Source organism: Methanogenium marinum (assembly GCF_028912405.1).
In the GTDB taxonomy this organism is placed as follows: Archaea; Halobacteriota; Methanomicrobia; order Methanomicrobiales; family Methanomicrobiaceae; genus Methanogenium; species Methanogenium marinum.
This window is the reverse complement of the sequence record NZ_JAKELO010000002.1, coordinates 970348-996737: the sequence shown is the minus strand read 5'-3', so window position 1 is coordinate 996737 and position 26390 is coordinate 970348. Positions and strand designations below refer to the sequence as shown.

26 protein-coding genes and 1 pseudogene are annotated in these 26390 nt (G+C 49.8%); 15 read left to right on the top strand and 12 right to left on the bottom strand.

The features are described 5' to 3' along the window. Positions 1-122 precede the first annotated feature (122 nt). The 8 genes from L0665_RS05210 (at position 123) to trpA (ending at position 8189) form a co-directional block, all read left to right on the top strand. A complete protein-coding gene (locus L0665_RS05210) occupies positions 123-1496 on the top strand; it encodes a serine hydrolase (protein ID WP_274924640.1) in 1374 nt (457 codons plus the stop codon). Positions 1497-1839: 343 nt separating this feature from the next. Continuing rightward, positions 1840-3330, top strand: coding sequence for an anthranilate synthase component I family protein (locus L0665_RS05205; protein WP_274924639.1), 1491 nt, complete (start codon positions 1840-1842; stop codon positions 3328-3330). Then, positions 3327-3902, top strand: a complete 576-nt coding sequence (locus tag L0665_RS05200) for an anthranilate synthase component II (RefSeq protein ID WP_274924638.1) — start codon at positions 3327-3329, stop codon at positions 3900-3902. The genes L0665_RS05205 and L0665_RS05200 overlap by 4 nt, the downstream gene beginning before the upstream one ends. Then, complete coding sequence (trpD, locus tag L0665_RS05195) at positions 3899-4915, top strand: anthranilate phosphoribosyltransferase (RefSeq protein ID WP_420847022.1); 1017 nt, start codon at positions 3899-3901, stop codon at positions 4913-4915. The genes L0665_RS05200 and trpD overlap by 4 nt, the downstream gene beginning before the upstream one ends. After that, positions 4912-5661 (top strand): indole-3-glycerol phosphate synthase TrpC, encoded by a 750-nt coding sequence (locus L0665_RS05190; protein ID WP_274924636.1) that lies wholly within the window; start codon positions 4912-4914, stop codon positions 5659-5661. Before trpD ends, L0665_RS05190 begins: the two co-directional genes overlap by 4 nt. Then, the gene (locus L0665_RS05185) at positions 5652-6221 is read left to right on the top strand and encodes a phosphoribosylanthranilate isomerase (RefSeq protein ID WP_274924635.1); all 570 of its coding nucleotides are present in this window, start codon (positions 5652-5654) and stop codon (positions 6219-6221) included. The genes L0665_RS05190 and L0665_RS05185 overlap by 10 nt, the downstream gene beginning before the upstream one ends. Then, entirely contained in the window at positions 6218-7384 is a 1167-nt protein-coding gene (gene trpB / locus L0665_RS05180; protein WP_274924634.1) for a tryptophan synthase subunit beta, read from the top strand. Before L0665_RS05185 ends, trpB begins: the two co-directional genes overlap by 4 nt. Continuing rightward, positions 7371-8189, top strand: coding sequence for a tryptophan synthase subunit alpha (gene trpA / locus L0665_RS05175; RefSeq protein WP_274924633.1), 819 nt, complete (start codon positions 7371-7373; stop codon positions 8187-8189). The genes trpB and trpA overlap by 14 nt, the downstream gene beginning before the upstream one ends. Positions 8190-8214: 25 nt before the next feature. Here trpA and L0665_RS05170 read toward each other — a convergent pair whose 3' ends face one another. Continuing rightward, on the bottom strand, positions 8215-9096 hold the full coding sequence (locus L0665_RS05170) for a hypothetical protein (RefSeq protein WP_274924632.1): 882 nt from the start codon (positions 9094-9096) through the stop codon (positions 8215-8217). 219 nt (positions 9097-9315) lie between these two features. On the opposite strand from L0665_RS05170, the gene L0665_RS05165 reads away from it, so the two are divergent. After that, a complete protein-coding gene (locus L0665_RS05165) occupies positions 9316-9741 on the top strand; it encodes a hypothetical protein (RefSeq protein ID WP_274924631.1) in 426 nt (141 codons plus the stop codon). A gap of 80 nt (positions 9742-9821) precedes the next feature. On the opposite strand, the gene L0665_RS05160 is transcribed toward L0665_RS05165, so the two are convergent. Further along, entirely contained in the window at positions 9822-11396 is a 1575-nt protein-coding gene (locus tag L0665_RS05160) for a hypothetical protein (protein ID WP_274924630.1), read from the bottom strand. A gap of 224 nt (positions 11397-11620) precedes the next feature. On the opposite strand from L0665_RS05160, the gene L0665_RS05155 reads away from it, so the two are divergent. The 3 genes from L0665_RS05155 (at position 11621) to L0665_RS05145 (ending at position 14706) form a co-directional block, all read left to right on the top strand. Next, positions 11621-12952 (top strand): condensation protein, encoded by a 1332-nt coding sequence (locus L0665_RS05155; protein WP_274924629.1) that lies wholly within the window; start codon positions 11621-11623, stop codon positions 12950-12952. Between the two features lie 317 nt (positions 12953-13269). Further along, positions 13270-13773, top strand: coding sequence for a TIR domain-containing protein (locus L0665_RS05150; RefSeq protein WP_274924628.1), 504 nt, complete (start codon positions 13270-13272; stop codon positions 13771-13773). A gap of 12 nt (positions 13774-13785) precedes the next feature. After that, positions 13786-14706, top strand: a complete 921-nt coding sequence (locus L0665_RS05145) for a macro domain-containing protein (protein WP_274924627.1) — start codon at positions 13786-13788, stop codon at positions 14704-14706. Positions 14707-15032: 326 nt separating this feature from the next. On the opposite strand, the pseudogene L0665_RS05140 reads toward L0665_RS05145, so the two are convergent. From L0665_RS05140 to L0665_RS05105, 8 genes and pseudogenes are all read right to left on the bottom strand, one after another. Beyond that, positions 15033-15377 (bottom strand): annotated as a pseudogene (locus L0665_RS05140) (histidinol dehydrogenase); the annotation flags it as partial. A gap of 34 nt (positions 15378-15411) precedes the next feature. Beyond that, positions 15412-15960: a hypothetical protein gene (locus L0665_RS05135; RefSeq protein WP_274924626.1), complete on the bottom strand. Its 549-nt coding sequence runs from the start codon at positions 15958-15960 to the stop codon at positions 15412-15414. 89 nt (positions 15961-16049) lie between these two features. After that, a complete protein-coding gene (locus tag L0665_RS05130) occupies positions 16050-16265 on the bottom strand; it encodes a type II toxin-antitoxin system HicB family antitoxin (protein WP_274924625.1) in 216 nt (71 codons plus the stop codon). A 179-nt stretch (positions 16266-16444) separates the two neighbouring features. Continuing rightward, positions 16445-17692, bottom strand: coding sequence for a histidinol dehydrogenase (hisD, locus tag L0665_RS05125; protein ID WP_274924624.1), 1248 nt, complete (start codon positions 17690-17692; stop codon positions 16445-16447). 736 nt (positions 17693-18428) lie between these two features. Next, a complete protein-coding gene (locus L0665_RS05120) occupies positions 18429-19610 on the bottom strand; it encodes a putative sulfate/molybdate transporter (RefSeq protein ID WP_274924623.1) in 1182 nt (393 codons plus the stop codon). Positions 19611-19737: 127 nt separating this feature from the next. Then, positions 19738-20088 (bottom strand): hypothetical protein, encoded by a 351-nt coding sequence (locus L0665_RS05115; protein ID WP_274924622.1) that lies wholly within the window; start codon positions 20086-20088, stop codon positions 19738-19740. 45 nt (positions 20089-20133) lie between these two features. Continuing rightward, complete coding sequence (locus L0665_RS05110) at positions 20134-20349, bottom strand: hypothetical protein (protein WP_274924621.1); 216 nt, start codon at positions 20347-20349, stop codon at positions 20134-20136. Between the two features lie 53 nt (positions 20350-20402). Continuing rightward, positions 20403-20642, bottom strand: a complete 240-nt coding sequence (locus tag L0665_RS05105; RefSeq protein ID WP_274924620.1) for a hypothetical protein — start codon at positions 20640-20642, stop codon at positions 20403-20405. A 236-nt stretch (positions 20643-20878) separates the two neighbouring features. On the opposite strand from L0665_RS05105, the gene L0665_RS05100 reads away from it, so the two are divergent. Continuing rightward, positions 20879-21643 carry an amino acid kinase family protein gene (locus L0665_RS05100; RefSeq protein WP_338036418.1) on the top strand — a complete coding sequence of 255 codons (765 nt, stop codon included), beginning with the start codon at positions 20879-20881 and terminating at the stop codon, positions 21641-21643. Positions 21644-21660: 17 nt separating this feature from the next. On the opposite strand, the gene L0665_RS05095 is transcribed toward L0665_RS05100, so the two are convergent. After that, the gene (locus tag L0665_RS05095) at positions 21661-23034 is read right to left on the bottom strand and encodes a P-loop domain-containing protein (RefSeq protein ID WP_274924619.1); all 1374 of its coding nucleotides are present in this window, start codon (positions 23032-23034) and stop codon (positions 21661-21663) included. A gap of 139 nt (positions 23035-23173) precedes the next feature. Here L0665_RS05095 and L0665_RS05090 point away from each other — a divergent pair, with 139 nt between their 5' ends. After that, positions 23174-23950 carry an MBL fold metallo-hydrolase gene (locus L0665_RS05090; protein ID WP_274924618.1) on the top strand — a complete coding sequence of 259 codons (777 nt, stop codon included), beginning with the start codon at positions 23174-23176 and terminating at the stop codon, positions 23948-23950. Positions 23951-23957: 7 nt separating this feature from the next. Next, positions 23958-25613, top strand: a complete 1656-nt coding sequence (locus L0665_RS05085) for an ATP-dependent DNA ligase (protein ID WP_274924617.1) — start codon at positions 23958-23960, stop codon at positions 25611-25613. Position 25614: 1 nt separating this feature from the next. Here the strand turns inward: L0665_RS05085 and L0665_RS05080 are convergent, their stop codons facing one another. After that, positions 25615-26376 carry a hypothetical protein gene (locus tag L0665_RS05080; RefSeq protein ID WP_274924616.1) on the bottom strand — a complete coding sequence of 254 codons (762 nt, stop codon included), beginning with the start codon at positions 26374-26376 and terminating at the stop codon, positions 25615-25617. Between the last annotated feature and the right edge of the window lie 14 nt (positions 26377-26390).

Sequence of the window (26390 nt, the reverse complement as noted above, 5' to 3'; positions counted from 1 at the left end):
GGACGATAGATAAATTCAATAGTTCTTTTGCATTAAGGCACATATTTTTTATTCTGAATCCTGAATATAATGTGTGAGTTGTGGTTCCGTGATTCAGAAAAAGAATTGAGAGAGGTACAATTATGAAATTGAAAATTGCAGGAATTTTTCTGGTTATTATTACCATCATCTTTACTGCCGGTTGTGTTACATCGTCCCCGGTGGCGGAAAGCGACAATCCGGATGCCGCTGCCTCTACAACAATATCACTTTCTCAGGCTGACGAAGCGACATCAAAAAATCTTGACGAATACATGACGGCGCTTGACGATGCGGGTCAGTTCAGCGGAACTGTATTGGTGGCCCGGGGTGATACCATCCTCCTCTCGAAAGGATACGGTATGGCAAACGAAGAGTTCTCTGTCCCTAACACCCCGCAGACGGTATTCCCTATTGCCTCGAACACCAAGCAGTTCACTGTTGCTGCCCTCATGAAGCTGCAGGAGCAGGGGCGGCTGAATATTACTGATCCGGTTATGGATTATATTCCCGATGCCCCTCAGTGGAAGGATATCCGTATCTATCATCTCATGAACCACACCTCGGGGATCCCGAATCTGGGAGGATATCTGATTATCGATTATGACGATATTGCACTTCCCGAACTCGTGAAACGGTTTGCCGACCTTCCGCTCACCTTTGAGCCTGGCGAGGGATATGCCTATTCCAATAACGGCTACACCACGTTAAGCTACATAATCGAGCGAGCATCGGGCCTGTCATATGACGAATATTTTAAGGAGAATTTCTTTTTACCTCTCGGAATGACCAACACAGGACCGGACAATGCCCGCGATGTTTTTACCAATCGTGCATCCGGGTATACCACAATGGACGGGAAGCATATTCATTACGATCTCCAGAATATCCACAATCTGTACGGTGCCGGATCGCTCCACTCCACGACCGGAGATCTCTTTTTATGGGAGCGGGCATTCCAAACCCCTGGTGTTATCCTTACTTCGCAGTCGCTTGATGCAATGGCAGAATACGATTTTGGGATTACCAGTGGCGTCATTGCCAACCGCACCTTTATCGGCCATTCCGGGCATGTGTTAGGGTTTGTTTCGGAGACTGCCTATTGCCCGGATGAAGATGTGTATGTCATTTTCCTTTCAAACCATGACCGTGCGCAGATGGAAAGTCTCCATGAAAACCTTCCGGCAATTGTCTTTAACGAGCCGTATTCCCTGCCACAGAAGATCGATCGCAGGGCTGTTTCCCTGACAGCAGAAGAACTTGGGGAATATGTAGGAGTTTATCCGTCGGATTTGGATGAGACATGGACGTATACGGTATTTACTGAAGGCAATCGCCTTTTTTACACCTCGGTTGTGCCTCATGAGTCCGTTGAACTCTTCTATGAAGGAAATGATACGTTTTTTGTGACCCCGGAATCAGCAGACTCATTCATATTTACGCGGGATACCAACGGGACGGTCAATGGGATGTTGTAAGCCATACCTGTTCACATCAGTACACTGAATGTGAGTTGTCCCTTTCTCAGGTTGAGAATGGTGCTCAGATTCAGTATGTTCTGATATTCTCCTGCATTTTTACGAATTCAATGTGCAGTCAAATACGCTTAGGCCGGGAAAGATACATTCAGAGCAGATATCGGAAGAATCGATTCAGATGTCAGCATTTTTTGTGTAATACTTTTTTCGAACAATATATCCGGGTTCATTTATGTTCAGGAATATCCGAAATCAATTCATCCATAGAGGGAGGGCACAAGGGGATATTCCGGACATATTAATACAATGAAGTACAAATATGTGCATAGGTGATGCCGGTGGAATGGAAACCGCAATACAACTAAACATATCTTTGGAAGAATTTGAAACGATTGCAGAAAAATGCACAAAGCCCGCAATAATCCCTCTCTGTACGAGCGTGCCGGAAGATTTCTCTCCTGAAGGAGAGTGCGGATTTATTCTTGAATCTATGGATAGAGAGAGGCGGGATGCACGCCACTCGGTTTATGGGATGGAGCCGGTGCTGACGATATCCGTCGGAGAAACCCTCAGTCTGACCGGTGATGAACGGTATGTTGCCTGTGCACGCCGTGCGGCAGTAGAGGGAACGCCGGTTGAAACAATCCGGTCGATTGTTGATGCCTTTACGATATGTGCAGAAAACACGCCGGATTTTACCGGATGCTTTGCCGGATACTTCGCCTATGATCTGGTCTATGCACTTTTTGATAAACTCCCCCCGCGTCGGAAAAATGATGCGGTAATCCGGAGTGATACACCACTGGCTGCGTTTATGCTCGCCCGTGAGAGCATTGTCACCGATCACGATGAGAATAAAAGCTACCTCGTTAGCTATCCCCTTATAACCGAAGACTCCGTCCCATCTGAGGAGTATAAGAATGCATTCGGGCGGATTCAACAGATACTCTGTGCACCTCCGGCAAAAAAAGATGAGCCGATTTACCACGGCACAGCAGAGATACCTCATACCTCAAACTTCTCACAGGAGACCTTTGAAGAACGGGTTGCACAGACGCGGGAGTATGTCCACGCGGGAGAAATTCTCCAGACAGTAATCTCACGGAGAATGGAGTGCCCCTACACGGCACCGTCCATTACTCTCTATTCAGCCCTCCGTGACGTGAACCCGAGCAATTATATGTATTTCATGGACTTTGGGACGAGGCAGATTATTGGTTCCAGCCCGGAGATGCTGGTGCGGGTCGAAGGAAAAACGGTAACAACCGTCCCCATTGCAGGCACTCGTCCCCGCGGACGAAACGGTGAAGAGGATATCGAACTCGCACGGGATCTCCTCGCAGACAAAAAGGAGTGCGCCGAACATCTCATGCTTGTTGATCTTGCTCGCAACGACCTCGGCCGGGTATCCAGATATGGCACCGTTGTTCCGGAGACGTTCATGAAGATTGAGAAGTTCTCTCACGTGCAGCATATCGTTTCACGGGTGAGCGGCGAACTCAGGGATGGCTGCGACCGGTTTGATGCGTTTGTCTCCTGTTTTCCTGCAGGAACCGTTTCCGGTGCGCCCAAGATACGGGCAATGCAGATAATCAATGAACTCGAAGACGACCCGAGGGGCATCTATGCAGGAGCAGCAGGGTATATCGGGCTCAAAGGGGACCTGAATCTCGCGATAGCCATCCGGACGATAGTAATTGAAGACGGACGGGCCTCTGTTCAGGCAGGAGCGGGTATAGTCGCCGATTCTGTCCCCGAAAAGGAGTATGCCGAGAGCGGGATAAAGGCCCGTGCCATGCTTGAAGCCATTCAAATGGCGGAGGAGCGATCATGAAAGTGCTTGTTATTGACTGCTATGACAGTTTTACCTACAATCTCTGCCAGATGATCGGCCACCTGGGTGCAGAGCCTGTTGTTGTGAGAAACGATATGCCGCCTGAAACAGTCAGTCTCCGGGATATCGAACGGGTGATTCTCTCTCCCGGGCCCGGCCACCCTGAGGAATCCGGTCTCTCTCTTCACGCTCTCAGAACATTTTCACAGGAAATTCCGACACTGGGAGTCTGCCTTGGGCATCAGGCAATCTGCCAGAACTATGGAGGAAAAATCATCCGGGCAGAGAACCTGATGCACGGGATGACCTCCAAAATATCGCATGAAGGAGCCGGAATATTTTCGGGAATTGATAATCCGTTTACGGCGACCCGGTATCATTCCCTTATCGTGGACAGAGATTCCCTTCCGGAAGAACTGGCGGTGACTGCGGTCAGCTGTGATGACGGGTACGTGATGGGTGTTCGCCACCGGGACTATCCGGTGGAGGGCATCCAGTTTCACCTGGAGAGCATACTCACGGAGCATGGTCTTCATATGATGGAGAATTTCCTCGGGAGTGGGTGCAGGTGATGCAAAGCGCAATTGCAATGGCGACGGCTCATACCGATCTCAGCGCAGCAGAGGCAGCCTCTGCCATGACGATGATGATGACCGGCGGTGCCACCGATGCCCAGATTGGGGCTTTCCTGACGGCAATGAGCATGAAGGGAGAGACAACAGCAGAGATTGCTGCCTGTGCCCGTGTGCTCAGGGAACATGCAGCATCGGTGCACCCACAGGTGGCGGGCACTCTCGTTGATACCTGCGGGACGGGTGGGGATATGCGGGGTACGTTCAATATCAGCACGGCCGCTGCATTCGTCGCCGCCGGTGCGGGTATTCCTGTTGTGAAACACGGTAACCGGAGTGTGAGCAGCAGATGTGGTTCAGCTGATCTGCTGGAACGGCTGGGTGTCTCTCTTTCTTTCCCCCCGGAGCATATGTGCCGCATCATCGATGAGATTGGAATCGGCTTTTTGTATGCACCTCTTCATCACCCGGCCATGAAAATGGTCGCGGGACCGAGAAGAGAGATAGGTACTCGCAGTCTCTTTAACATTCTTGGCCCGCTGGCAAACCCTGCCGGAGCAAAGGCGCAGCTTGTAGGTGTTTATCGCCCGGAACTGACAGATACCGTTGCTGAAGCCCTGAAGCTACTTGGAACACAACGGGCGATGGTTGTCCACGGTGACGGACTTGATGAGATCACAACGACCGGAACAACACGGATTTCAGAACTGAAGAACGGGACAATAGAGCAGTATGAACTTTGCTGCACTGACTTTGGCATACCAAAGGCCGACCCGGCCAGCCTCAGGGGAGGCGATGCCAGAGAGAATGCAGAGATTTTGATGGGAGTCCTTGGAGGAGACGAGGGCCCGCACCGTGACATTGTTCTCATAAATGCCGGGGCTGCAATTTGCATTGGCGGATGGGCGGATTCCCTTGAACAGGGCATCCGTTGTGCAGAGGCCGCTATTGACTCCGGACGGGCCCAGGGAAAACTTGCGTCTCTGATTACCATGACAGGAGCTCTCCAATGATACTGGATGATATTATCCAAAAAACAGCACTTCGCAGCCCGGAGCCTGCACCCCGCGGAATGACAAATAATTGTCCGCTGAGTCTGAAGGAGGCAATAACCTCTGTTCAGGGCAGGCACGCGGTGATTGCTGAGATTAAGTTCTCTTCCCCGTCCCGTGGTATGATACGGGAACGAACCAACCCGGGAAAGATCGCAGAAGAATACCGGAAGGGTGGTTGTGTAGCTCTCTCGGTTCTGACGGAACCTGATTTTTTCGGGGGCAGGGCAGAGGATATTGCAGCGGTGAAGGATGCTGTCTCTCTTCCGGTTTTAAGGAAGGACTTCATCATTGATATGTGTCAGATTGAAGAAACAAAAGCCCTCGGAGCAGATGCCGTGCTCCTGATTGCGGGTCTTCTCGAAGAACGGCTCTGTGACTTTGTCTCTGCTGCGTATGCGGCAGGGCTTGAACCCCTTGTCGAGGTGCACACACCTGATGAAGTTACAATGGCACTTGCATCCGGTGCGGAAATTATCGGCATAAACAACCGTGACCTCCGGACGATGCAGGTCATGCCGGAAACAACAGCCGCCCTGGCGGGTTCCATACGGGATGCCGGCAGGCTTGTTGTCTCGATGAGCGGGATTGGAGGGCAGGAGGATATCAGACGGCTTTCTTCCCACGCCGATGCCTTCCTTGTAGGGACAGCCCTGATGTCAGCAGAAGATCCACGAACGGTGCTGGAGGAATTTGTATGCGCATAAAAATATGTGGGGTGACAACACCCGCGGATGCATGCTACGCAGAAGAGGTCGGGGCGGATGCGGTGGGCATCGTTGTCTTCAGTGATTCGCTGCGTTCGGTTGCAGTTGAGCGTGCCGGAGAAATTCTTGACTCTCTTGGCCCCTTCACTACCGGAGTATGTGTGACGGCAACAGAAAATGCAGAAGAGATAGATGAGATATTGTCCCTAAACCCGGCGGTAGTGCAGGTGGGGGCAGGAGTATCCCTTCCTCGCACCCGTGCCAGAGTTCTGCGCATGGTTGCTCCCGGAGAACAGCCATCACAGAGTTGTGATGCGGTTGTGATAGATGCGAGCAGAGGGAAGGGACTGCCCTTTAATCGTGAGTTTGCCCGGCAGGTTTTGGAGAGATCTTCTCTCCCGGTCATTCTTGCCGGAGGATTAACACCGGAGAATGCCCGGACAGCGGTGGCCCTTGGCCCCTATGCCCTTGATGTGGCATCAGGTGTCGAATGCCGGCCCGGTGTCAAGGACCCCCGGCTGGTGCGTGCATTTGTTACTGCATGCAGGAGGTCAACATGAGTAAAGGACGTTTTGGAGATTTTGGCGGACAATTTGTCCCCGAAACCCTCATGGCAGCCGTAACGGCACTTGAGGAGGGGCGGAATTCAGTCTGCCCGACGAAGGAATTCAGAGAAGAGCTTTCGTTCTACCTGAAGGAGTATGCAGGAAGGGAGACTCCCCTGACCTTCTGCAGGAATGTTTCGGCAGATATGGGGTGCAGGGTGTATCTCAAACGGGAAGATCTCCTCCACAGCGGGGCGCACAAACTTAACAATACTCTCGGACAGGCCCTTCTGGCAAAACACATGGGCAAAAAACGCCTGATTGCAGAGACGGGTGCCGGGCAGCATGGTGTTGCAACAGCGATAGCAGGTGCCGTGCTGAATCTTCCTGTCGAGGTGTATATGGGAGAGACCGACTGCCAGAGGCAGAGCCTGAATGTATTCCGGATGGAACTTATGGGCGCAACAGTCATCCCGGTGAAGGGCGGCACGGCGACCCTGAAAGATGCTGTCAATGAAGCGATGCGTGAATGGGCGGCCAGTAGTGAGGATTCGGCCTACATCCTTGGTTCTGTCGTCGGCCCACACCCGTATCCTGAGATGGTACGGGATTTCCAGACTGTTATTGGAACAGAGGCCCGGCGTCAGATCCTTGAACACGAAGGGCGTCTCCCGGATACGGTTATCGCCTGTGTGGGCGGTGGATCCAATGCCATCGGCATGTTCCATCCCTTCCTGAAGGATGATGTGAAGCTTGTCGGTGTTGAAGCCGGCGGCAGAGGCAAAGCGCCCGGAGAACACGGTGCTTCGCTTGAGAGTGGCCGGCCGGGGATTCTGCACGGCGCTCTTTCCTACCTTCTTCAGGACGACGATGGGCAGGTTATTGAAACGTACTCTGTTGCAGCAGGCCTGGATTACCCCTCGGTCGGGCCGGAGCACAGTATGCTCAAAGATACCGGCCGGGTGCACTATGAAAGTGTGCCTGATGATGAAGTCCTGAACGCATTCCGCTACCTCTCACGCAGGGAGGGCATTGTGCCGGCCCTTGAGTCGGCGCATGCGGTGGCGTATCTCCTCCGTGAGCAGGACCGGTTTGAGAAAGATGATATTGTCATCATCAACCTTTCGGGGAGGGGTGACAAGGATATCACACGGGAGGTTGTCCATGAACAGATTTGAAACGGTCTTTGAGCGACCGGCATTCATCGCCTTTACGGTGGCAGGCGACCCTGATCTGACAACATCGCTTGCTGTGGCACAGACAATAATTCATTCCGGAGCAGACATTCTGGAACTGGGTATCCCGTTCTCTGATCCGGTGGGTGACGGGCCGGTCATTCAGCGGGCCGATGAACGGGCACTTTCTGCCGGGGCAACGACCGATTCGGCCTTTGCACTGGTGAGAGAGATCAGGAAAACATCAGAGGTTCCGGTTGTCCTGCTTGTGTACTGCAACACGGTCTATTCCCGCGGGCCAGCACGCTTCTATAAGGATGCAAAAGCGGCCGGTGTTGACGGCATTCTGATCGTTGATATGCCGGTTGAAGAAGGCCATCTGGTGATGCAGTATGCGACAGAGTCTGGAATTGCACCGATATTCACGGTGACACCGACCACCCCGCCGGAGAGGGTAAAAAAGATCACAGATCTGGCCGGCGGTTTTCTTTATCTCGTCTCCCTTTCCGGGGTGACCGGGAGACGTGAGACGCTCTCTGAGGCCGCTGTTCCTCTCATCCAGAGAGTCCGGAAAGAGACCTCACTACCGCTCGCCCTTGGCTTTGGAATTGCCACAGAGACCCATGCCCGGCAGGCGGTTGAGGCAGGCGCTGACGGGGTTATTGTCGGCAGTGCCATTGTTGAGATTGTTGAGAGACATGTCGGGGATTTGGCGGGCATGGAGCGGGAACTCTCTGACTACATTGCCCGGATGAAGGCGGCGGTGGTGGGTTCCGTCCCGGTGGATGAAGATCAGAATTATGTGTGAGACAGCACAGACATTTCTCTGGCCATCAGCTGATAAGACCAGTAAAAGGGAGTATCATCACAGAAACGATGAAACATAATGTGAAGGCAGAGATTTCCATCCATTTTTCCGGTATCTTTGACTGTATGTAATAGAGAGGGGCAGCGGCCCCAACGGATACTGCAAGAACAGGAATAATCCATATTGGGAAGAAATTTCGGATGCACGGGAGTCCTGCCAGGAAGTTCCAGGGCAAAGCGATCACTACCGCTGAGATGATCATTCCTGCTGAAATCCTGAAATCACGGTGATTCCCTGCATCTTTCATACATGCATTGAGAATGATGAGTATCAATACTGCAACCGAGGCTGATGCGACAGCGTAGGTGAACCATATTGTGGCGGGAATGAGTAACCCAAATATAATCAACATGCATTTACCCGGCTTCAGTTTTTCATAGACTCGTCTGATAACAATCAGGGTGCTTACCGCAGCGAGTGAAAGAATAAGGGGGCCGATACAATCTCCCAGAACCGCAACATACCACGGGTAGTATCCGACCATGGCAGGGCCTCCGCACTGGTATTGTGAGGAGCGAAAGTATGCCGGGTAGAGGACAGATATGAGAAATACTGCTATCAGTTCGTCTTTTGTATGCAGGTATCGTTTAAAGACAATCAGGGGTGCGATGAGTATCAGAACTGTTCCAATTGTTCGGGTAATCTCACCTGTTAAACTGATCCCGGAAAAACCGCTGGAGACTGCCACCAGGAAAAAACCGCATGCAATTGCGGTAAAGAACTGATATTTTTCATTTTTGAGCTTCTGTATTATCAGATATATCAAAACCGAAAACAATGCAAAGGTAACACTGACCAGAGCGAATGAATTTATGAAAAAGTCAAAGAAAACGAGGATAAAATTCATATTTCCCTTAACCAGGTACATTTTTGGTTAAGGTCGTATATGCGGTTATTGCATCACTGCCAAATGCAAAATCTATTACTATGTTGTACTGATTCCGGTGTTTGGCGGCAGAAAAGATACACTCCATCGGTAAGGTAGTCTGGTACAGCAATTGTACACCGGAAAAATGAGATTTCCCCCTGCAAACCTTCATGGAAGAGAAGATGGAATCCTCCTCCCATGAAAGAAGGGTATGCACGGCTAAGTCCTGAGAGAAAAAACGGTCTTTTTGTTCTCTATCTTCTCGGCTTTGCGATTCTCACTGTTGGAACCTATGCGTACCCAATTCTTGCCGTTATTCTGCTCTTTGCGTATCCTGCTGGTGCCCTGCTGTTCGGATATATGACCGGCGACAGTATCCGGGCATTTATTGCGGGGTTTTTCTCGTATGTTTTCTTCATTCTCATTATTCTCCTCTCACCTGGTTTTGCGACGTATCCAATGGATACAGCTTATCTGATCCGTTTTGCAGGATACCATCTGGTTCTGCCATTCATTCTCGGCGTGATCGGGTGGATGTCTTCAAAAAAAGAGAATCTTCCGAGAATACTTGCCCTCCCTCTCTCGGTTCTGTGGGTGCTGTTGTTTTTCTCGGGGATTTCATGAAGTAGTAACCTGGGATTTCGCCAGTTTTTTTCCTGTATCTCTGTCCTGCCCCGCCTGTACACCCTCATTCATCCCTCCTTTCAGAGAGGAGAAGAGACGGCGATGAGATATCCGCCGTCTGCTGTTCCCATGCCCTTGAGAGAGTACGGGTTGGCCTGCATATCATATTCTCTCTTCCAGATCTTCTGACCGGCATCATATCCGGTAATCGTAATGCTCTCCTCACCGGTGTCGACCGAGATGTATCCTCTGACGGGTGACGGGATGACGTCTCCACCGGTATCTTCCACCTCCTGTAATCCGGTTACGGTGCCATCGTCACTCAAAGTGATGAGGTGACTGGTATATACCCGAACGATTTTTCCCCAGAGGTTTTTGGGGGATGTGATTGTCCGATAGAGAATAGTATGACCCGACGGGTTTTTCCAGACACCCAGCAGGGTATCTGCATTTCCACTGCCGAACGTCTGTTCCCAGAGGATGGTGCCGTCTGCGTCCAGACGAATCGCCATCAGGGGAATCTCGAAGTGTTCGCCGTTAAATACATGGTTTCCCTCGGTGCAGATGAGGATGCCACCTGCATCTGCCGGGGAGATGAGCATTACCTCCGGTCCGCTGCCGGCGTTAAGGGTAGTGTCCCAGAGTCTGGTGCCGTTGTCTGTCAGGCAGACGATTTGGTTTTGCCAGGCGGCACAGAAGGAGCCATCATTCCGTGCCAAAAGGGAGATTGGTGCCGGGCCCTGACTCTTGTTTACCAGAGACTTTATCCAGACGGTCTCTCCCTCGTGACCGATGCGAAGGATTCCCGGCGTGTCTGTTGCAAGGAAGAACCTGTTGTCGGGTGCGGGGACGATGGCTGATACTTGACCAAATTCAGTTCTGACTTCCGTTTGCCTGAGGGTGGTTCCCTCCCGGTCAAACAGAATCAGATGCACGATACTGGATTCCTGACAGTATTCTGTTGTTGCGATGGCATAGCCGTCTGAATATTCGGTGAGGGCATCTGCTCCGTCGTAGGTATTGATGTCCACGGTTGTTTTCCATTCGAGATCGCCACTGGAGGAGAGTTTGATTACTAAGAGGTCGGTCGGCTGTTCTGACGGGCCGCACGAATACGGAGCAGGGGGAATAATGCCGGTGGATGTGCCTACAGTGGCCAGAAGCAGTGGGAGGACAATCACCGCGATGGTGACGATGGCCACCGGGATGAGAGGGGCAAACCCCAGTCCCCCCTCCTCCTCCTTCCTGATGAATGAGGCAAAGAGTCCCCCGAAGGCGGCCACCAGTACTCCGCAGGCGAGGATGATGAGGAGTTGCGGTATGGTTGAGAGAAGCGAGGAGATGATATAGGCGGGCTTCCCGACGAACGGCAGGATGCGGGCCACGCCTGCGGCGATGAGGCCGGTCAGGGCGGCATGCATGAGAATTGTGGGCCGGGAACTGGTATGAAGCATGAAGGGAATGCAGCATCCGGCAAAGAAGAGCACTAAGAGAAGGGATACATCTGTGTGGACAACTCCCATCCCCATGAGGGTCTGGTTATATGATGTGAGGTGCCACCAGCCTTTTGAGAAGACGGTTATCACTACGGTGATGATTATTCCGGCACCAAGACCGAGTAGGGCACTGCACAGGGCAGGGTTTCTGTCAGTCACAAGTCACCTTCGGGGGGAATCGCTTCATACTGAGAGTGGAGCGCAATGCAGCAAAATGATTCCCGTAACGGGACGATGCTGTGCCATTGATGCTCTGAAATCTTTTTTCGTGTCTGATCCAGAAATAGGATCTATTCCGGTATCTGTTTATTTGTCATTCCTGAGGATGCCGCGAAAACAGCGTGTGAAAGCACATATCCTCTTCTGAAAGAATATCATCTGATATGATCTGTCCCCCCGGCCATCCCGCACCTGCCTTTGACCTCTTCAATGTCTATTTTGAGCGTATCTATGACCCGACGATGCACATCGTCTTTGCGTTTGACGGGCACCTCGACGAAGCGGTGCTGCGGATGGCCACCATGCGCCTGCTCGAATCAAATCCCTATCTCCGGTCACGGTTTGCGGAAGGGGACGGTATGCCCTGCTGGGACGAGATTCCTGAAGGAGAGTGGGAGCGGGCCTTTGTTTGTCTTCCGTCTAATGATGGAGATGGAGATGATAATCCGATGCCTCCTGAGTCTCCCCCCGCACCCCTTGACGTCCGGAACGGGCCCCAACTGCGGGTCAGCCTGTCACGGGAAAAGGGAGGCGACCGGGTAACGGTCACCTGCCACCACGGTTTCTGTGACGCAGGCGGCCTCAGGGATCTGGCCCGGCAGCTCTTTGCAAACTATCGGGGTATTGAAACAGATTCGGACTTCCGGCCCGCCCCCACCGGGTGGTACGACCGCAGCACCGGTCCGGTTCTTGCCAGGTTCACGGCGGAGGAGATGAAAGAGGCGCAACAAAACGAGGAGCCCTTTGTGGACCGATGGCGGTTCCCCACCGAACGAATGGAAAAGGGGAATTCCCGGATTGCCTCACGAACCCTTTCGTCCGACCGGCTCCGGCGGGCAAAAGAGTTTGGGAAAGAACATGGTGCCACAGTAAATGACATCATGATCGGTGCCTTTTTTTTGGCCTTTCGTGCTGTCCGGGACGACCCTGCAGATATCGATGCACCACGTTCCCTTCTCACTTCTGCAGACCTCCGACGCCCCCTCACTGATGCAAACGGCCCGAAGGAGTATCCGCCATTGAACCTCTCGGTCGCCTACGAGGTTACCATCACCGCCGTTGAAGACGCACGGTTGGAGGATGTCATCGGCCAGGTAACAACAGTGACAAAACAGCGGAAAGCGGAGGGTCTTGGAATGGGACTTGGGTGCATCCTCTTCTATGAGGATATTTGTGCAGGTGGTATGCCTGCGGTCAAAGAGTTTTTTGACGGGATGATGCAGATGTACGAAACGACAGGCCAGAAAAATCCGGTATTCTCGAATATCGGGATATTCAGGGAAGAAGACTTTCTCCCGCTAAAGGGAACGGACGGCCGCCCCCTTGGTCTCCGGGATGTCTGTCTCCTTCCGTGTGTCTGCTGGCCGTATGGTTTCCTCATGGCCCTCTCCACCTTTAAGGGTGCAATGACGATTGTCACGGCCTATGAGGAAGGGCCGTATTCGCGGGAGACGATGGAGCGGTTTTTGGAGTGTGTGGACGGGTATTTGCCGTGACCCTTTTCTCCCCTTTTTCACCTTTTTAGACTCCCTGTGTTTTGGGATTTGGGGACAAAATGGGCGTATTTTTAGTTCTTGTTTGTTGCCGGAAGAATGTGGATGCTGTGCCTTTTATTTGCTAAACCATTTTTATATTGTGGATTATATTGGGGCCGCTATTGGTGGATATTTTGAGAGGATGTTATGGGTTGTCCCGACTGAGAACGGCACGCTCCGGGCTTATGTGAGGGTGTAATTTTTTGTATGGTGGTTATTCATATCAGAAGCTTATTCTAAATTAAAATGAATCACAGCATATTCATTTTGGTGTATATATGGCATATAGAAATAAAACGTACGTTTGTTTTGACGGTGATACTGATATTCATTATTACCGGCTCATGGTAGCATGGAAAAATAATGATGGAATTGATTTTAATTTTAATGATGCACATGATCTAAATAACGCATTAGATTCAAGTTCTGAAGAAACAATAAAGCGAAAATTAAGAGAACGGTTTGCCAATTCAAAAGCATTTGTTGTTCTCATTGGTGATAAAACAAGATATTTAACAAAATTTGTAAAATGGGAAATGGAAGTTGCATTAAAAATGGGATTGCCTATAATTGGGGTTAATTTAAACGGCCTTAGATCAAGAGATTCTGAAAAATGTCCATCAGCAATAAAAGATAAACTTGTTATTTACACAAGTTTTAATGCCAAAATAATTCAACATGCATTAGATAATTGGCCTGATTCACATGATGAATATAAGAAAGAAGGAAAACAAGGACCATATTACTATACAGATACTGTTTATACGAATTTAGGGCTGTAATATGGAAATATAATGGTTTTAAAAGATTATTTGCAAAAAAAGAGGATTATTAATATATTCTCCCTTTTTTTAGCAATATTAGGTGCATTATGGTTAATTCTGGAAATATCTTCATATTTTATTCCAAAAATATGTAGCCAATATATTGTTTCCTTAGGTGTTTGGTTTTTAGCTATTCTCATTCTGGTAGCACTGGTTATTTCAGTATTCATTAATCGACCAATAAATTCTATAAATGAAAAATTAAACAACCGTGATATTACCATAAGTATAGTAATTGGAGATTTTTTTGAACAAAAAGGGGATTATATTGTTGGGACGAATACAACTTTTGATACTAATTTAACAGAAGGAATTATTTTTAAAAAAAGTATTCAGGGACAATTTACAACCAAATATTTCGAAGGAAAAATCGAATTATTGGATGAATTAATTGAAAAACAGCTTGAATTGGAAAATGATTTCACTATTGACAGTATTAAAACAGGAAAGTGCAATAGATATCCAATAGGTAAAACAATTCAAATAAAAAATAATGATGTTACTGCATACTTTTTAGCTCTGGCTGAAATGAATAGATACGGAGTGGCCTCCTCTTCTTATGAGAATATATTATTATCACTTTCGAATTTATGGGATTATATTTCATCTCATGGAAGCACAGATCCATTAGTAATTCCAATATTAGGCACTGGTTTTTCAAGAATTGAGATTGAAAAAGAAATAATAATTCAGGAAATAATAAAATCATTTATAGCAGCATGCTCAGAAAAAAGGTTTACAAACAATTTAATTATTGTAATATACCCTAAAGATTATGAAGACGCAGAATTAGATCTGAATAAACTACATGAATTTTTAAAGTGCCAGTGTAAATATGCAGAATTCAAACGAAATTTGAATGATAGATCCGGGACGGGAATTGAAAAATAACTGATTATCAACTATCAATTATGGAATCAATCGAGTGATCATTGGAAAAATTGAGATTGATGGATTATTCATTTTCCTTTTCATATAATGCTTGCACAATGTTTTTTTGAAGGATTTATACGAGGCCAAAAAAATCCTTAAAAATTGAATTTAAAAATGAAATATCAATTTTCTACAAAAGTGGTATATCACTAAAATGAAGAAGAACGGTGATGAGAATTTAAAATGTAAATTTATCTTCATTAATCATATGGGGTCAAATGAACGCTCTGAAATTATATGAATCAGCTTCGGTCTGTTTCCTCATCAAAAAATAATTCCATTTATCACCGTCGTCGAATCCTTACCGACTCAGCATGTGCATGCAGCCCTTCCGCATCGGCAAGGGTCTCAACGATATCGCCAATCGCCTCAAGCCCTTCCTGGTCGATCATCTGGATGGACGATGTCTTGCAGAAGTGGTCGACATTGAGGCCTGAATACATCCGGGCATATCCTGCTGTTGGGAGGACGTGGTTTGTGCCTGATGCATAGTCTCCGCAGGCAACCGCGGTGAAGGGGCCGGCAAAGATTGAGCCTGCGTTTTCTATTTTTGAGAGCACGGCAAAGGTGTCAGCCACCTGGATGGAGAGATGTTCGGGTGCAATCTTGTTCATCAGAGAGATGGCTTCCCTGTTCATGAACCAGTATTTTTTAAAAGACAAATTACTGGTTAACAACAGTTTTACTTCGTTTATTGTCACTCGCTCTCAACAGATAATATAGTAGTAAAATAACAGCATTTCCGCACAATACTGACAAGAGCACATTTATGTCAAGGTGAATCAGGTCAAGAATGACAAGCACAAGAAGCCAGGTAAAAAAACCAATAAGAGAAGCGATCACTATCAGATAGTTTTGATGAGCCTTTTTTATATCCTCCTCTTCGGTAAGATTCCTGCGTGATATCAGGTGCAGGTAAATAAATAAGCCAGCAGAAACTATGAATGAAAATGGCCCAACGTAAATCCAGCCAGATATGGGTGCTTCATGAATTGAATGATTATAATAGATATTTAGTAATACATACAAAATCGCGATGGGCCCACCGATAAAAACTCCCCACCCCTCTGCATTTTTATAATATTCTGAAACCATAAAGCCACATTCGTCAAAAAGGAAAAAAAGGTATGGGTGCCTGACTCCCGGATCATCCCACAATGTGAAAGATGCGGTCCTCAGATATTTAGGGGCATAAACAAATCGTGTTTGCATCCTTGGCGTTTATGTTCAACCTGAAATCTGACTTTTAAAAATACATGGACCATCTCTTTGCCGAATATCGGGAACAGGTGTTTTGTAACTCATACTGCGAGATCAATGAGGATTGAACCCGGCCGGGATGTTACCTGCCGGGAGGCAATATCGTGGGTGACTTCCAGATAAAGTTCAATGGCTTCCTGCATATTTTTGAGTGCTTCTTCCCCGGTCATTCCCTGGGAGTGGCACCCCTTAAGGGCTGGACAGTGGGCTGAATATCCTCCGCTTTCTTCCTTTTCAAGAACAATGTCAAGTTTCATGAATAGTATGTCCCCGTATTGATATCCTGATATTTGTCGGGTATGTATTCGTTTTTGTGAGGATGCTGTTGGTTGGATGTTTTCCGTGACATTCCGGTTTTATGCATCACATACTTCCCTGTTCTGCGAAATTCTAAAAATTGTATTCAAAAATAGTTGATTTCTGGTTTCTATGGTTTTTATCGTCGCCGAATCCGCACCGACTCAGCATGGGCATGCAGCCCTTCCGCATCGGCAAGTGTCTCGACAATATCCCCAATCGCCTCAAGCCCTTCCCGGTCAATCATCTGAATGGTTGACGTCTTGCAGAAGTGGTCGACATTGAGGCCTGAGTACATCCGGGCATATCCTGCTGTCGGGAGAACATGGTTTGTGCCGGAGGCATAGTCTCCGCAGGCAACCGCGGTGAAGGGCCCGGCAAAGATTGAGCCTGCATTTTCTATCTTTGATAGGACGGAAAAGGTGTCAGCCACCTGGATGGAGAGGTGTTCGGGTGCAATCTCATTTATCAGACGAATGGCTTCACTCAGCGTATCTGCGATGATGTAGCCGGAGTTGGCGAGTGCCTTTTCGATGATTTCTTTCCGTGGACTCTCCTGGAACATCCGGGCCACTTCCGCAGACGCTGCCTCTGCAATTTTTGGATCGGTTGTGACAAGGACACAGGCGGCCTTCGGGTCATGCTCTGCCTGGGCCATGATGTCTGCTGCGATATATTCAGGTATCGCGGTTGCGTCTGCGATGATGCCAATCTCAGACGGGCCTGCCGGAAAGTCAATCTCTGCATGGTCACGCAGCATCATCTTTGCTGCAGTCACAAAGATGTTCCCCGGCCCGACTATTTTCTGGACTGGCTTTACTGATTCCGTCCCGAGAGCCATTGCAGCGATTGCCTGTGCTCCGCCGAGGCGGTATATTTCAGTGACACCGGCGATATCAAGGGCTACCAACGTCAGGGGATGGATGGGCGGCGGTGTGCAGCAGCAGATTTCTTTGACACCTGCCACCCGTGCAGGGATGGCCGTCATCAGGGCGGTGGACGGGTATGCGGCCCGCCCGCCGGGGACATAGGCCCCGATACGGTGCAGAGCTGTCGTCTTCACTCCGAGAGTGATACCGGGCTCGGTCTCCTGCAGCCACATCCCGGTACGCTTTTGGAGTTCGTGGAACTGTGTTATCCGTGCTTCTGCCTCGATGAGGCGTTCCGTGATTTCGGTGTCAACCTCATCATAGGCCGCCTCAATCTCCTCTTCTGTCACGCGGAAATCATCTATTTCGATTCCGTCAAACCGGGCAGTCAAATCCCGGAGTGCAGCGTCCTTTCCCTCCCGCACCTGCCGGATTATTGCCTCGACCGGCTCACGTACATCATCAAGGTCAGACCGGCGGGACTGCACCCAGGTCTCAACCTGCAGCGGTTTCAACATATAGGAATGCGTTCGTCCCGGAATGCCATAATAGTACGTTTGGCAGGTATTTTTTGTCAAAGGAAATAGCAGAAGAGTGTCTGGTTTTTGGTAATTAATTATTATTAACAATTGTGCGAATGTAAAGAGTTATATTCAGATAACCCCGATGCTCTGATGAGGATATCAGAACCGGATGCTAAAGACCCTTTCGGAAGGGGGCTTCGGGAAGCAGGTATATTGGCATGGAACCATACCCCATGTTTTTTGTACCCGCCTCAGATCACCAGTAGTATTCGGCCTAAAGGGGTTTTTCGCCCAACGCTCATTCAGAGCATTCCCTTACTCAGGTCAGCTCGCTGGTGTTTTTTAGCTCCCTTCCGTCTGCACAAACCTGTGTTCAACCCCTGCTCCCCCTCTTCCAATGTGGAATCATCAACTCTCCCTTACAGGAGCAAATCCAATCTCATGGCGGGGGTTTCATACAGCCAGTGGTCGTATCACAAGGTCTGCTCCTCTTTTGTCTACCGCATCGATGGATAGGCAAAGGGGGTCATACACCGCTCCAGTATAACACCCATCCTTCCCACAAACCTGATGGATGGCCCTGGTGGTTTTGTGCGTTCAGGAAGAGACTCTTCCTCTCAACCTGAATCGGGCTACTCATTCCGGTATTATGTGTCCCATGATGGGGGCCTTCCGTTGTACGGGTGCATCTGACATGCAGTGCCCATACAATGGAACGCTCAGCCCTCTGTTATTCTTCCGTTTCTTCTGAAACACTGCTCTTTTCAGTGTCTGTTTCGAGTCCTTTCTTTCTCAGGTACCAGATACGTCCCCATGCGAGTATCATGCCTACAATGAATGCAATGGTGATGTTACCTGCAAAGGAGACCACTGCCATGATGCCGGTCACCGCAAGAGAGTCGGTTTTGGTTGCATGAATACCCAGTTCTATCGCTACAAACAGGAGGAGGGCACCGAATATGCCGGTGGGGATGATTGAGAGCACGCTTGCTGATGCAAAGAAGAAGGCGAAGGCCAGGAGGATGACACCTGCAATGATATTTGCCCCGCCGGTGCGTGCTCCGAAGCGATACTGTCCTGCCATGCCCCCTGCACCGTGACACATGGGGAATCCTCCGAATGGAACCGTGACCAGATTCATCACACCTATAGTGGCAGAGAGGCGGTCAGGTTTGATCTCGTGGCGGAAGAGATCAATCGTCAGAAGAGATGTTGCAAGAATGGCATTGGTAATGGTAAGTGGAATCTGCGGGAGGACGAGGTCAGTGAATGCCGGGGAGAATACCTCCGGGGGAGGCAGGTAGAATGTTGGAAGGGCAGGGAGGACAAATTCGGGCATCCCCGTGATGAGAATGCCTGCTCCCACCCCACCGAATACTACGATGAGTGCTGAGACATCCGGCAACCGGGTATACTTTGCACCGACCCAGAAAAGTGCGATGATAAGCGTGGCCACAGCGAAGGGAATGATATCCCCGGTTGCAAACCCGAAGGCTGAACGAAGCAGCAGAAGTGCAAGGGCTGCCTGAACACCCCGGATGACATTTTTTGGGATGTATTTCTTCAGTGCCTCCATCCAGCGCATCACGCCTGCCAGAAGAAAGAATATTCCGATGATAATGCCTGACGCAGCGATGATGTCATGGGTGAGTGAACCGGCAATCACCACCGCTCCGACAGCCTTCATTGGTTCAATGGGCACCGGCAGACGGTAGTAATACCCGGAAATAATAAACCAGAGACCGAAAAAAAAGAGAATATTGCTGATATTCATATCTGAAACAAGGGCCACTCCGAAGATAATCGGAAGAATTGTTCCGAAGTCGCCAACTGATCCCGCAGCCTCACGCAGAGTAAAGGCAGGTTTTGGGAGTTTGTCTTTATTGTATGGATGATGTGTCAGAAGGTCCATGTCATCTCCTTTTCTGGTTTATTCCGGAAAAATCAGAATAATATCGTTTTTTTCTTACGATAGCTATTGTGGTATTGTTGAGATTCTCTCTGCAAACGTGTGTGTGCCTGAATTCAGGGGAGCAAAATTACACTGAAGAATGTTTTGCCGCGAGTGCTGTGATTGTTCCTTCCCCAAGGAGTGCGGTTGCCTCATCAGGCATTGATTTACGGATTATGTCAAGAAAGAGCAATGTGCCTGCTCCTGTCGTTGAAATCCCAACCCGTTCTTCTCTTCTGACCAGATTTTTCTCCTCCATCATGCTGAATATGGGAAGGACATAGTAATGAGGGACATCAAGATACTGGGCAAGGCGCCGGGTAGTGGGAAACCGTATTCTCGCCTCTTCTGCTGAAAATTCAACAGATATACGTTGATCTTCCCGTATAAGGATTTCAGCTGCAGCATGGAAGAGTGCAGGAATGTCAAGTGCTACCATAGAAGTATGCGGTATTTGGCAGTATAGACAAAAAAAGGTTGGTGGTTATTTTGTGCCCTTCCCGGATTCATCTTTGGTTGGCTCGAGCATCACAATCTCTCCGCCGACATCGGCAGCGATCATCTCCAGCTCTTTTTTCCGGAAATGGCTGGCCTCGACTTTCAGTTTTTCCTCACCTTTTCCGGTGACAGCAACAACCCTGAACATCGGCTGGTGGGCCCCCTCCCCGACTTTCTGTCGCGGACGTACGTAGATTTTCATATTTTTTCCCCCTTCTTTGCCACGTATGCGGACAGCTCAAAATAGATTGAATATTATTTATGATTTTTGTGGCCGGCACCAGTGCCGTTGCCTGTTCCGGTACCGCGGGCGGACTCCAGATACACAAGTTCTGCCCCGGTATCCTCTGCGATCTGTTCAAGCTCAGATTTACGGAGATGTTTTGCCTGAAATTTGATATTTTGTGTTCCTTCCCCGGTGGTGGCGACGATTTTGAACATCGGCTGGTGAGCACCTTCGCCGACTTTTGTGCGTGGTCTGACATAGATTTTCATATTTTCACATCCTACAGCTGGATAACAGGTGTTATACCAGTTGATATAATTTATAAATGCCGTCATGGCATATAAATGCTTGTGATATGGTGGGGATTTCTCATGGTTTTCAGCCAGCACGATGCCCCTGTAGAAAAAAGGAAAACAGGAAACCTTTATTGGTATACGGTGAACCTTTGGTCAGTGATTATATGGTAAAACGCCATGAAATAAAGAACAGATTACAGGGAGAGACGTTGGTACGTAAGTCCCTGGAGTATGGTGAACATCAGGAGCGGACCGTCCGTATTGCACCCAACCTGAACGTAATCAAAATTGGCGGACACGGAACAGTGGATTTTGGTTCCACCGTGCTTCTGCCCCTTCTCGATGAAATACGTCAGCTTAAAGAACAGTATGAGATGCTTGTCGTGGTGGGCGGCGGTGTTCGTGTGCGTCACGTAATGGATATAGGGATTGACCTTGGGATGCCAACCGGTATTCTTGCCGAACTCACCGGTGATGTGAGTACACAGAATACCAAGATGGTTGCGGCCCTGCTCGCACAAGACGGAGGTATCCGTGTGGAAGTGACTGAAATCATGGATATTCCGATGCTGATGAAGATGGGCCTTCTGCCGATAATGGCAGGCACGCCGCCATACAGCTACTTTGAAGAACCTTCACCTGGTTCTGTTATTCCTCAGCACCGGACTGATACCGGTGCATTCCTCGCTGCAGAAGTCATCGGGGCAAAAACCTGCACACTCCTCAAGAATGTCGACGGACTCTTCACCGAGAATCCGTTCGTTAATCCGGAGGCAGACCTCATCAAAAAGATCTCAGCAGAGGAACTCCTCGACCTGAATATGGATGATATGGTTCTGGAACGTAAGGTTGTAGAACTCCTGGTGAACGCGAAAAATATCCGGGAAGTACGTATAATAAACGGTCATACGCGTGGCACCCTTGAGAGTGCTCTGAAAGGCGAAAACCCCGGTACGATAATCACGGCGGAATAGAACCACTAATCTCTTTTTTAGCCACTGAGTGACAGAAGTGCCTGCCTGAGATGCTCCTGCAGGTGTGCCCGGAATTCCTTTGGCGGTATGGCATCTGCCACATGGTCTTTTAGCCGGATGATGGTGTCTGCCCGGGCAACGAGCATGTCGGATGAACCTGCCGCAAAGATAAGTGTGGTCTCACCCAGCGCTTCACGTTGGTGGTGCAGGACTTCTGAGAGCGGGGTAACATCCTCTGTCTGGAATGAGGAGGGAATAAGCAGATTGTTTGCTGATGTATCCTCGTCAAAGAGAATGGCAGGGGCCCTGTGGGCACAGGCACGGATACATTCATATGCCATCACCAATGACCCGCTCCCCACCCCGCTGGCTGATTTAGGGGTGCCGTTCACACCCGGGGGGAGACTCTTAAAGAAGAGACTGACGTCTGCTCCTTTGAGTTGATATGCCCCGGCAGCCACCCGTTCAATCCCCCGGCGGGTGACAATGCCCTCCCGTCCGTCCCCCGGTGCATGGTCGTCCACGCCTGAGAGGATACCGTGAATTATTGTTGTCTTACCTTCGGCGTTTGACCCGATGATGGCGACTGCCTCACGCCTGTGGATGGCAAACCCGGTGATGCTTCCGCCGCTCCCCTCGCAGTCAAACTCTGCAGGGGTGAGGGTTTCAGGGCAAACAAACGGGATATGAATACCCTCCTTTGGGCCGGCGATGCGGTAGTGGTTTCGCACTTCCGTTTCTTTTCGTGCCATCAGGCTGCCGTCTGCAATAAACGAGATGACCCCTTCTTCCGGAAGTCTCAGGCGCAGGGACTTTTGGTCAATGGACATGAGGACTGCTGTTTCCACCTGGTGTTGGGGAACCGACTCCTCGGCCTCGCCTATGGCATTACAGAGTTCCCGGAGTGCCTCTCGCACCTGATGCTGTGCTGTGACAGATGGTGGCCCCGGGTAGGGAAGTGCCCCCCGTATCTGGATGTGCAGGCCGACTTTGTCCAGCAGATTGTTTATGTTCGGTTTCCAGAGTGCTTCGCCCATGCCGTCTGGTGTGCATATGAGGGTGCAGGGTTCTGTGTGTGCGGCGCAGTGTCTTGGGTGGCGTGTCCCTCTGCCGCCAACCGGTGCGAGTGCCGGAACGTGGGGGACCTGTGCCTTTATGTGTTCCAGAGCTGCCCAAACGGCTCCGTCCTTCCCCCGTTCGTCCGGGCAGGCAACACCCGCTGCAGTGTCGGTAATCAGGAGAGGAAGGCAGAATCGTAGTTCTTCATGACTGTGGGAACGGACACAGTAGGTATTTGCACCATATGTGATGTGTTTTGTATCGGGGTATGCCCTGCACCCTGAGAGTCCGGGTACGATCTTTTTCAGGGCAGTGTTCCATGTCTCTGTCATTCTGTGCCTCGGTTTCCGGTATTTTGTATCTCTTGACTGACAGAGAAAAAAGATATGGATGGTGCGATGTCTCTCTATCCGGAGGGCTGCAGTAGCAGAGAGGTGACTTTTACCATCTGCAAAGGACAACATAATATCAATGAAGGTAACCGTCCTTGCGAGCGGCAGCAAAGGAAACTGCATCTATATTGAGGGGGACGATGGTGCCCTTCTGGTAGATGCCGGCATCAGCAGCCGTCGCATCCGGTCATCTGTTGTGGACTGCGGGGGAGACATTTCCTGTGTGGAAGGGCTCTGTATCACGCACGAGCACTCCGATCACATCCGTGGTGTTGATGTTTTTTCCCGGCAGTGTCCGATGACCGTCTTTGGTACCGGAGGTACTCTTGCCGGTGTGAAAGAGACCCTGAAATCCCCGGGATCAGCCTCTCTTTCCCGCATCATTCCGGGAGAGGCGTTTGATACCGGCACATTTTCCGTGACTCCGTTCTCCACCTCCCATGACGCAGCCGACCCGACTGGATTCTGTATATCAGATGGTGAAGTGACCATCGGTGTCTGCACCGATACCGGGATGGTGACCACTGCAATGATGGAATATCTGTCCCGCTGTGATGCTCTTGTCCTCGAGAGTAACCACTGCCCGGTGATGCTTGAAAACGGACCATATCCGGTATTCCTGAAACGGCGCATTGCAGACAAAAACCGGGGTCACCTATCGAACCAGGCGGCATCCAATGTCCTGAGTGAACTTTGTGGTGATCTCTCCGCAGCCGTCCTTGCGCATCTGTCAGAGGAGAACAATACGCCTGAAAAGGCCATTTCGACCGCCCGTGAGACACTTTCTCTCTTTGAACATAACGTTGACCTTGAAGTCGGTCTGCAGCATGCTGTGACCCGGACAATTGAGGTGTGAAATACAGATGGATTTTTTGGAATTTTCCCATATATGTGAGGCACTCGAAGGAACTGCCGGCAGACTTGATATGACCGTTGTCGTCCGGGACGCCCTGTCGCCTCTGGATGAAGCAGACCTCCCCCTTTTTATTCGCTACCTGATGGGGCGGCCCTTCCCAGACTGGAGCCAGGAGAAAATAGGTGTCGGTCCGAACAGTGTCTACGATGCGGTTGCCTATGTGGCAGGCAGGGATCGTCGGGCTGTTGTCAGTGCAGTCAACCGGAGTGGTGATCCCGGTAAATCCGTTGAGACAATGCTCGGAAAAAAAGAGCAGATGTCTTTTTTTTCAGAGTCCCTGACACTCGCTGACATTGGCCGTGATTTCACGCTCCTTGCTGCAACCGGGGGGAATAAGTCACAGAAGGAGAAAGACCGGATATTGCGCAGGCTCTTTGCGAATGCCTCCCCTCTTGAAGGGCGATATCTTGCCCGTCTCCTCTTGGGAGAACTCCGTATCGGTATCGGTGAAGGGACGATGCGGGATGCAATTGCAGGGGCGTTTGCCGTCAGCCCTGCTGCTGTGGAGCATGCATATCAGGTGTCAAACGACCTTGGCGAAGTGGCGCTCATTGCACGAAAGGGTGAAGCTGCCCTGAATGTAGTTCATATCGAACCGTTCCGGCCGCTGAAGATGATGCTTGCCAAACAGGGGACGGTGACTGAGATGCTCAGCGAAACAGGGGTTGTTGCGGCCGAATATAAATATGATGGCACCCGGTTCCAGTTCCATAAAGTGGATGGCATCTGCCGGATGTACTCACGAAGACTGGAGGAAGTGACGCATGCCATTCCCGATGTCGTTGCAATGCTCAATGCGGCCACATCACATGACGTCATCCTTGATGGAGAGGTCATCGCCGTCCGTGACGGCCGTCCTCTGCCATTCCAGTATGTGCTCCGTCGTTTCCGGCGCAAACATGATATTGCCTCTCACATTGAGGAAATAACGCTTAAGCCGAATCTGTTTGATATTCTCTGGATAGATGGTGAAACGCTCATTGATCTTCCTTTTGCTGAACGCAGGCAGCGTCTTGAGGCAGCTGTATCCAATGGCCTGATAAATGATGCCTCAGACGGGTATGTGGCTCCACAGCTCATGAGCGGTGATGAAGAAGAGATTGATGCCCTCTACCGCAATGCCCTTGACGACGGGCACGAAGGTATCATGATCAAAGATCCCCGCTCTCCCTATACACCGGGTGTCCGTGGCAAACTATGGGTGAAAATAAAGCCCGCCGTGGACACCATTGATCTGGTGGTCACCGGTGCAGAATGGGGTGAAGGGAAACGGGCACACATATTCGGTTCCTTCCTTCTCTCCTGTCTGGGTGAAGACGGGTCGTTTATTCCGCTTTCCAAGGTGGCGACGGGATTTTCAGATGAGGCATTGCAGGAGATGTATGCGGTCCTCTCTGACCTTGTTTTGTCAGAGGAGGGAAAGATGGTTCACGTGGAACCGAAGATTGTGGTGGAAGTGGGGTATGCGGAAGTTCAGAAGAGTCCCAGTTATGCCGGTGGGTTTGCCCTTCGGTTCCCTCGCTTTATTCGTCTGCGGGATGATAAAAGTCCGGATGAGATTGAATCCCTCCGGATGATTGAAGAACGTTTTGCTGCACAATAATCTATCTGATGGTGAAGATGCGGTATTCCTGCCGCTCACGGTCACCTTCGACATAGGCATAATAGTCATCTTCCCTGCCCCGGAGTTTGCCGAAGTCAACCTCTCCCATGGAGTCAGTGTATTTGATCATCATCAGGGTCCCGTCTTTTGTCTCCAGGCGGATTTTTCCGTCTGAGAGTGGTTCCTTGTTTTCCCAGTCTGTGATATTGAACACAAGTCTGGTGTACTCCACTTTTCCTTTGCTCGCATCGATATCGATTTCAGAAGAGGCCTGGATATGATAGGACTCATTTGATTTTTCTATTTTTTCAGAATCCCTCACGAAGACCGTCATATAGAAGCCGACCAGATAGAGCAGGAGTCCCGCTGCACCGACGAGAATGATGCCATAGACCATTTCAGGGAAATAATACTGAAACACCTGGACAACATAGGCGAACGTGTCTGTCTGTGCATATGGTTCAATGAGCACAATGAAATCAAGAATCAGGAGAAATGTCCCGACAATCAGGTAGATGATGGCAAGAGCCATGACAAGATTCTTGGTTACCTGATTCACTTTTGTCCGTCGTGCATGCCCTTTTCCTATGAAATAAAAGATGGCGATGAAGATTGCCACCAGAATGATCGCTACAATCATAATCTGGAGGTACTGGTTGGCACTCAGACCATAGTAGATCTGTTGTGCCTCTGCTGCCTGAACGGGCACAGCAAGTGCTGCTAAAAGACCGGAGCAAAGCAATGCAGCAAAACAGTTATTCATATAAATAAAGCTTC

Coding starts and splice junctions, on each gene's coding strand:
- L0665_RS05110 (WP_274924621.1), bottom strand. CDS start 20,349: ATGAAAATCTACGTACGTCCGCGACAGAAAGTCGGGGAGGGGGCCCAC.
- L0665_RS05095 (WP_274924619.1), bottom strand. CDS start 23,034: ATGACAGAGACATGGAACACTGCCCTGAAAAAGATCGTACCCGGACTC.
- L0665_RS05115 (WP_274924622.1), bottom strand. CDS start 20,088: ATGGTAGCACTTGACATTCCTGCACTCTTCCATGCTGCAGCTGAAATC.
- L0665_RS05120 (WP_274924623.1), bottom strand. CDS start 19,610: ATGGACCTTCTGACACATCATCCATACAATAAAGACAAACTCCCAAAA.
- trpB (WP_274924634.1), top strand. CDS start 6,218: ATGAGTAAAGGACGTTTTGGAGATTTTGGCGGACAATTTGTCCCCGAA.
- L0665_RS05130 (WP_274924625.1), bottom strand. CDS start 16,265: ATGAAACTTGACATTGTTCTTGAAAAGGAAGAAAGCGGAGGATATTCA.
- L0665_RS05105 (WP_274924620.1), bottom strand. CDS start 20,642: ATGAAAATCTATGTCAGACCACGCACAAAAGTCGGCGAAGGTGCTCAC.
- trpA (WP_274924633.1), top strand. CDS start 7,371: ATGAACAGATTTGAAACGGTCTTTGAGCGACCGGCATTCATCGCCTTT.
- L0665_RS05185 (WP_274924635.1), top strand. CDS start 5,652: ATGCGCATAAAAATATGTGGGGTGACAACACCCGCGGATGCATGCTAC.
- L0665_RS05150 (WP_274924628.1), top strand. CDS start 13,270: ATGGCATATAGAAATAAAACGTACGTTTGTTTTGACGGTGATACTGAT.
- L0665_RS05155 (WP_274924629.1), top strand. CDS start 11,621: ATGATCTGTCCCCCCGGCCATCCCGCACCTGCCTTTGACCTCTTCAAT.
- L0665_RS05090 (WP_274924618.1), top strand. CDS start 23,174: ATGAAGGTAACCGTCCTTGCGAGCGGCAGCAAAGGAAACTGCATCTAT.
- L0665_RS05135 (WP_274924626.1), bottom strand. CDS start 15,960: ATGCAAACACGATTTGTTTATGCCCCTAAATATCTGAGGACCGCATCT.
- L0665_RS05190 (WP_274924636.1), top strand. CDS start 4,912: ATGATACTGGATGATATTATCCAAAAAACAGCACTTCGCAGCCCGGAG.
- L0665_RS05165 (WP_274924631.1), top strand. CDS start 9,316: ATGAAAGAAGGGTATGCACGGCTAAGTCCTGAGAGAAAAAACGGTCTT.
- L0665_RS05210 (WP_274924640.1), top strand. CDS start 123: ATGAAATTGAAAATTGCAGGAATTTTTCTGGTTATTATTACCATCATC.
- L0665_RS05200 (WP_274924638.1), top strand. CDS start 3,327: ATGAAAGTGCTTGTTATTGACTGCTATGACAGTTTTACCTACAATCTC.
- hisD (WP_274924624.1), bottom strand. CDS start 17,692: ATGTTGAAACCGCTGCAGGTTGAGACCTGGGTGCAGTCCCGCCGGTCT.
- L0665_RS05080 (WP_274924616.1), bottom strand. CDS start 26,376: ATGAATAACTGTTTTGCTGCATTGCTTTGCTCCGGTCTTTTAGCAGCA.
- L0665_RS05145 (WP_274924627.1), top strand. CDS start 13,786: ATGGTTTTAAAAGATTATTTGCAAAAAAAGAGGATTATTAATATATTC.
- L0665_RS05205 (WP_274924639.1), top strand. CDS start 1,840: ATGGAAACCGCAATACAACTAAACATATCTTTGGAAGAATTTGAAACG.
- L0665_RS05085 (WP_274924617.1), top strand. CDS start 23,958: ATGGATTTTTTGGAATTTTCCCATATATGTGAGGCACTCGAAGGAACT.
- L0665_RS05170 (WP_274924632.1), bottom strand. CDS start 9,096: ATGAATTTTATCCTCGTTTTCTTTGACTTTTTCATAAATTCATTCGCT.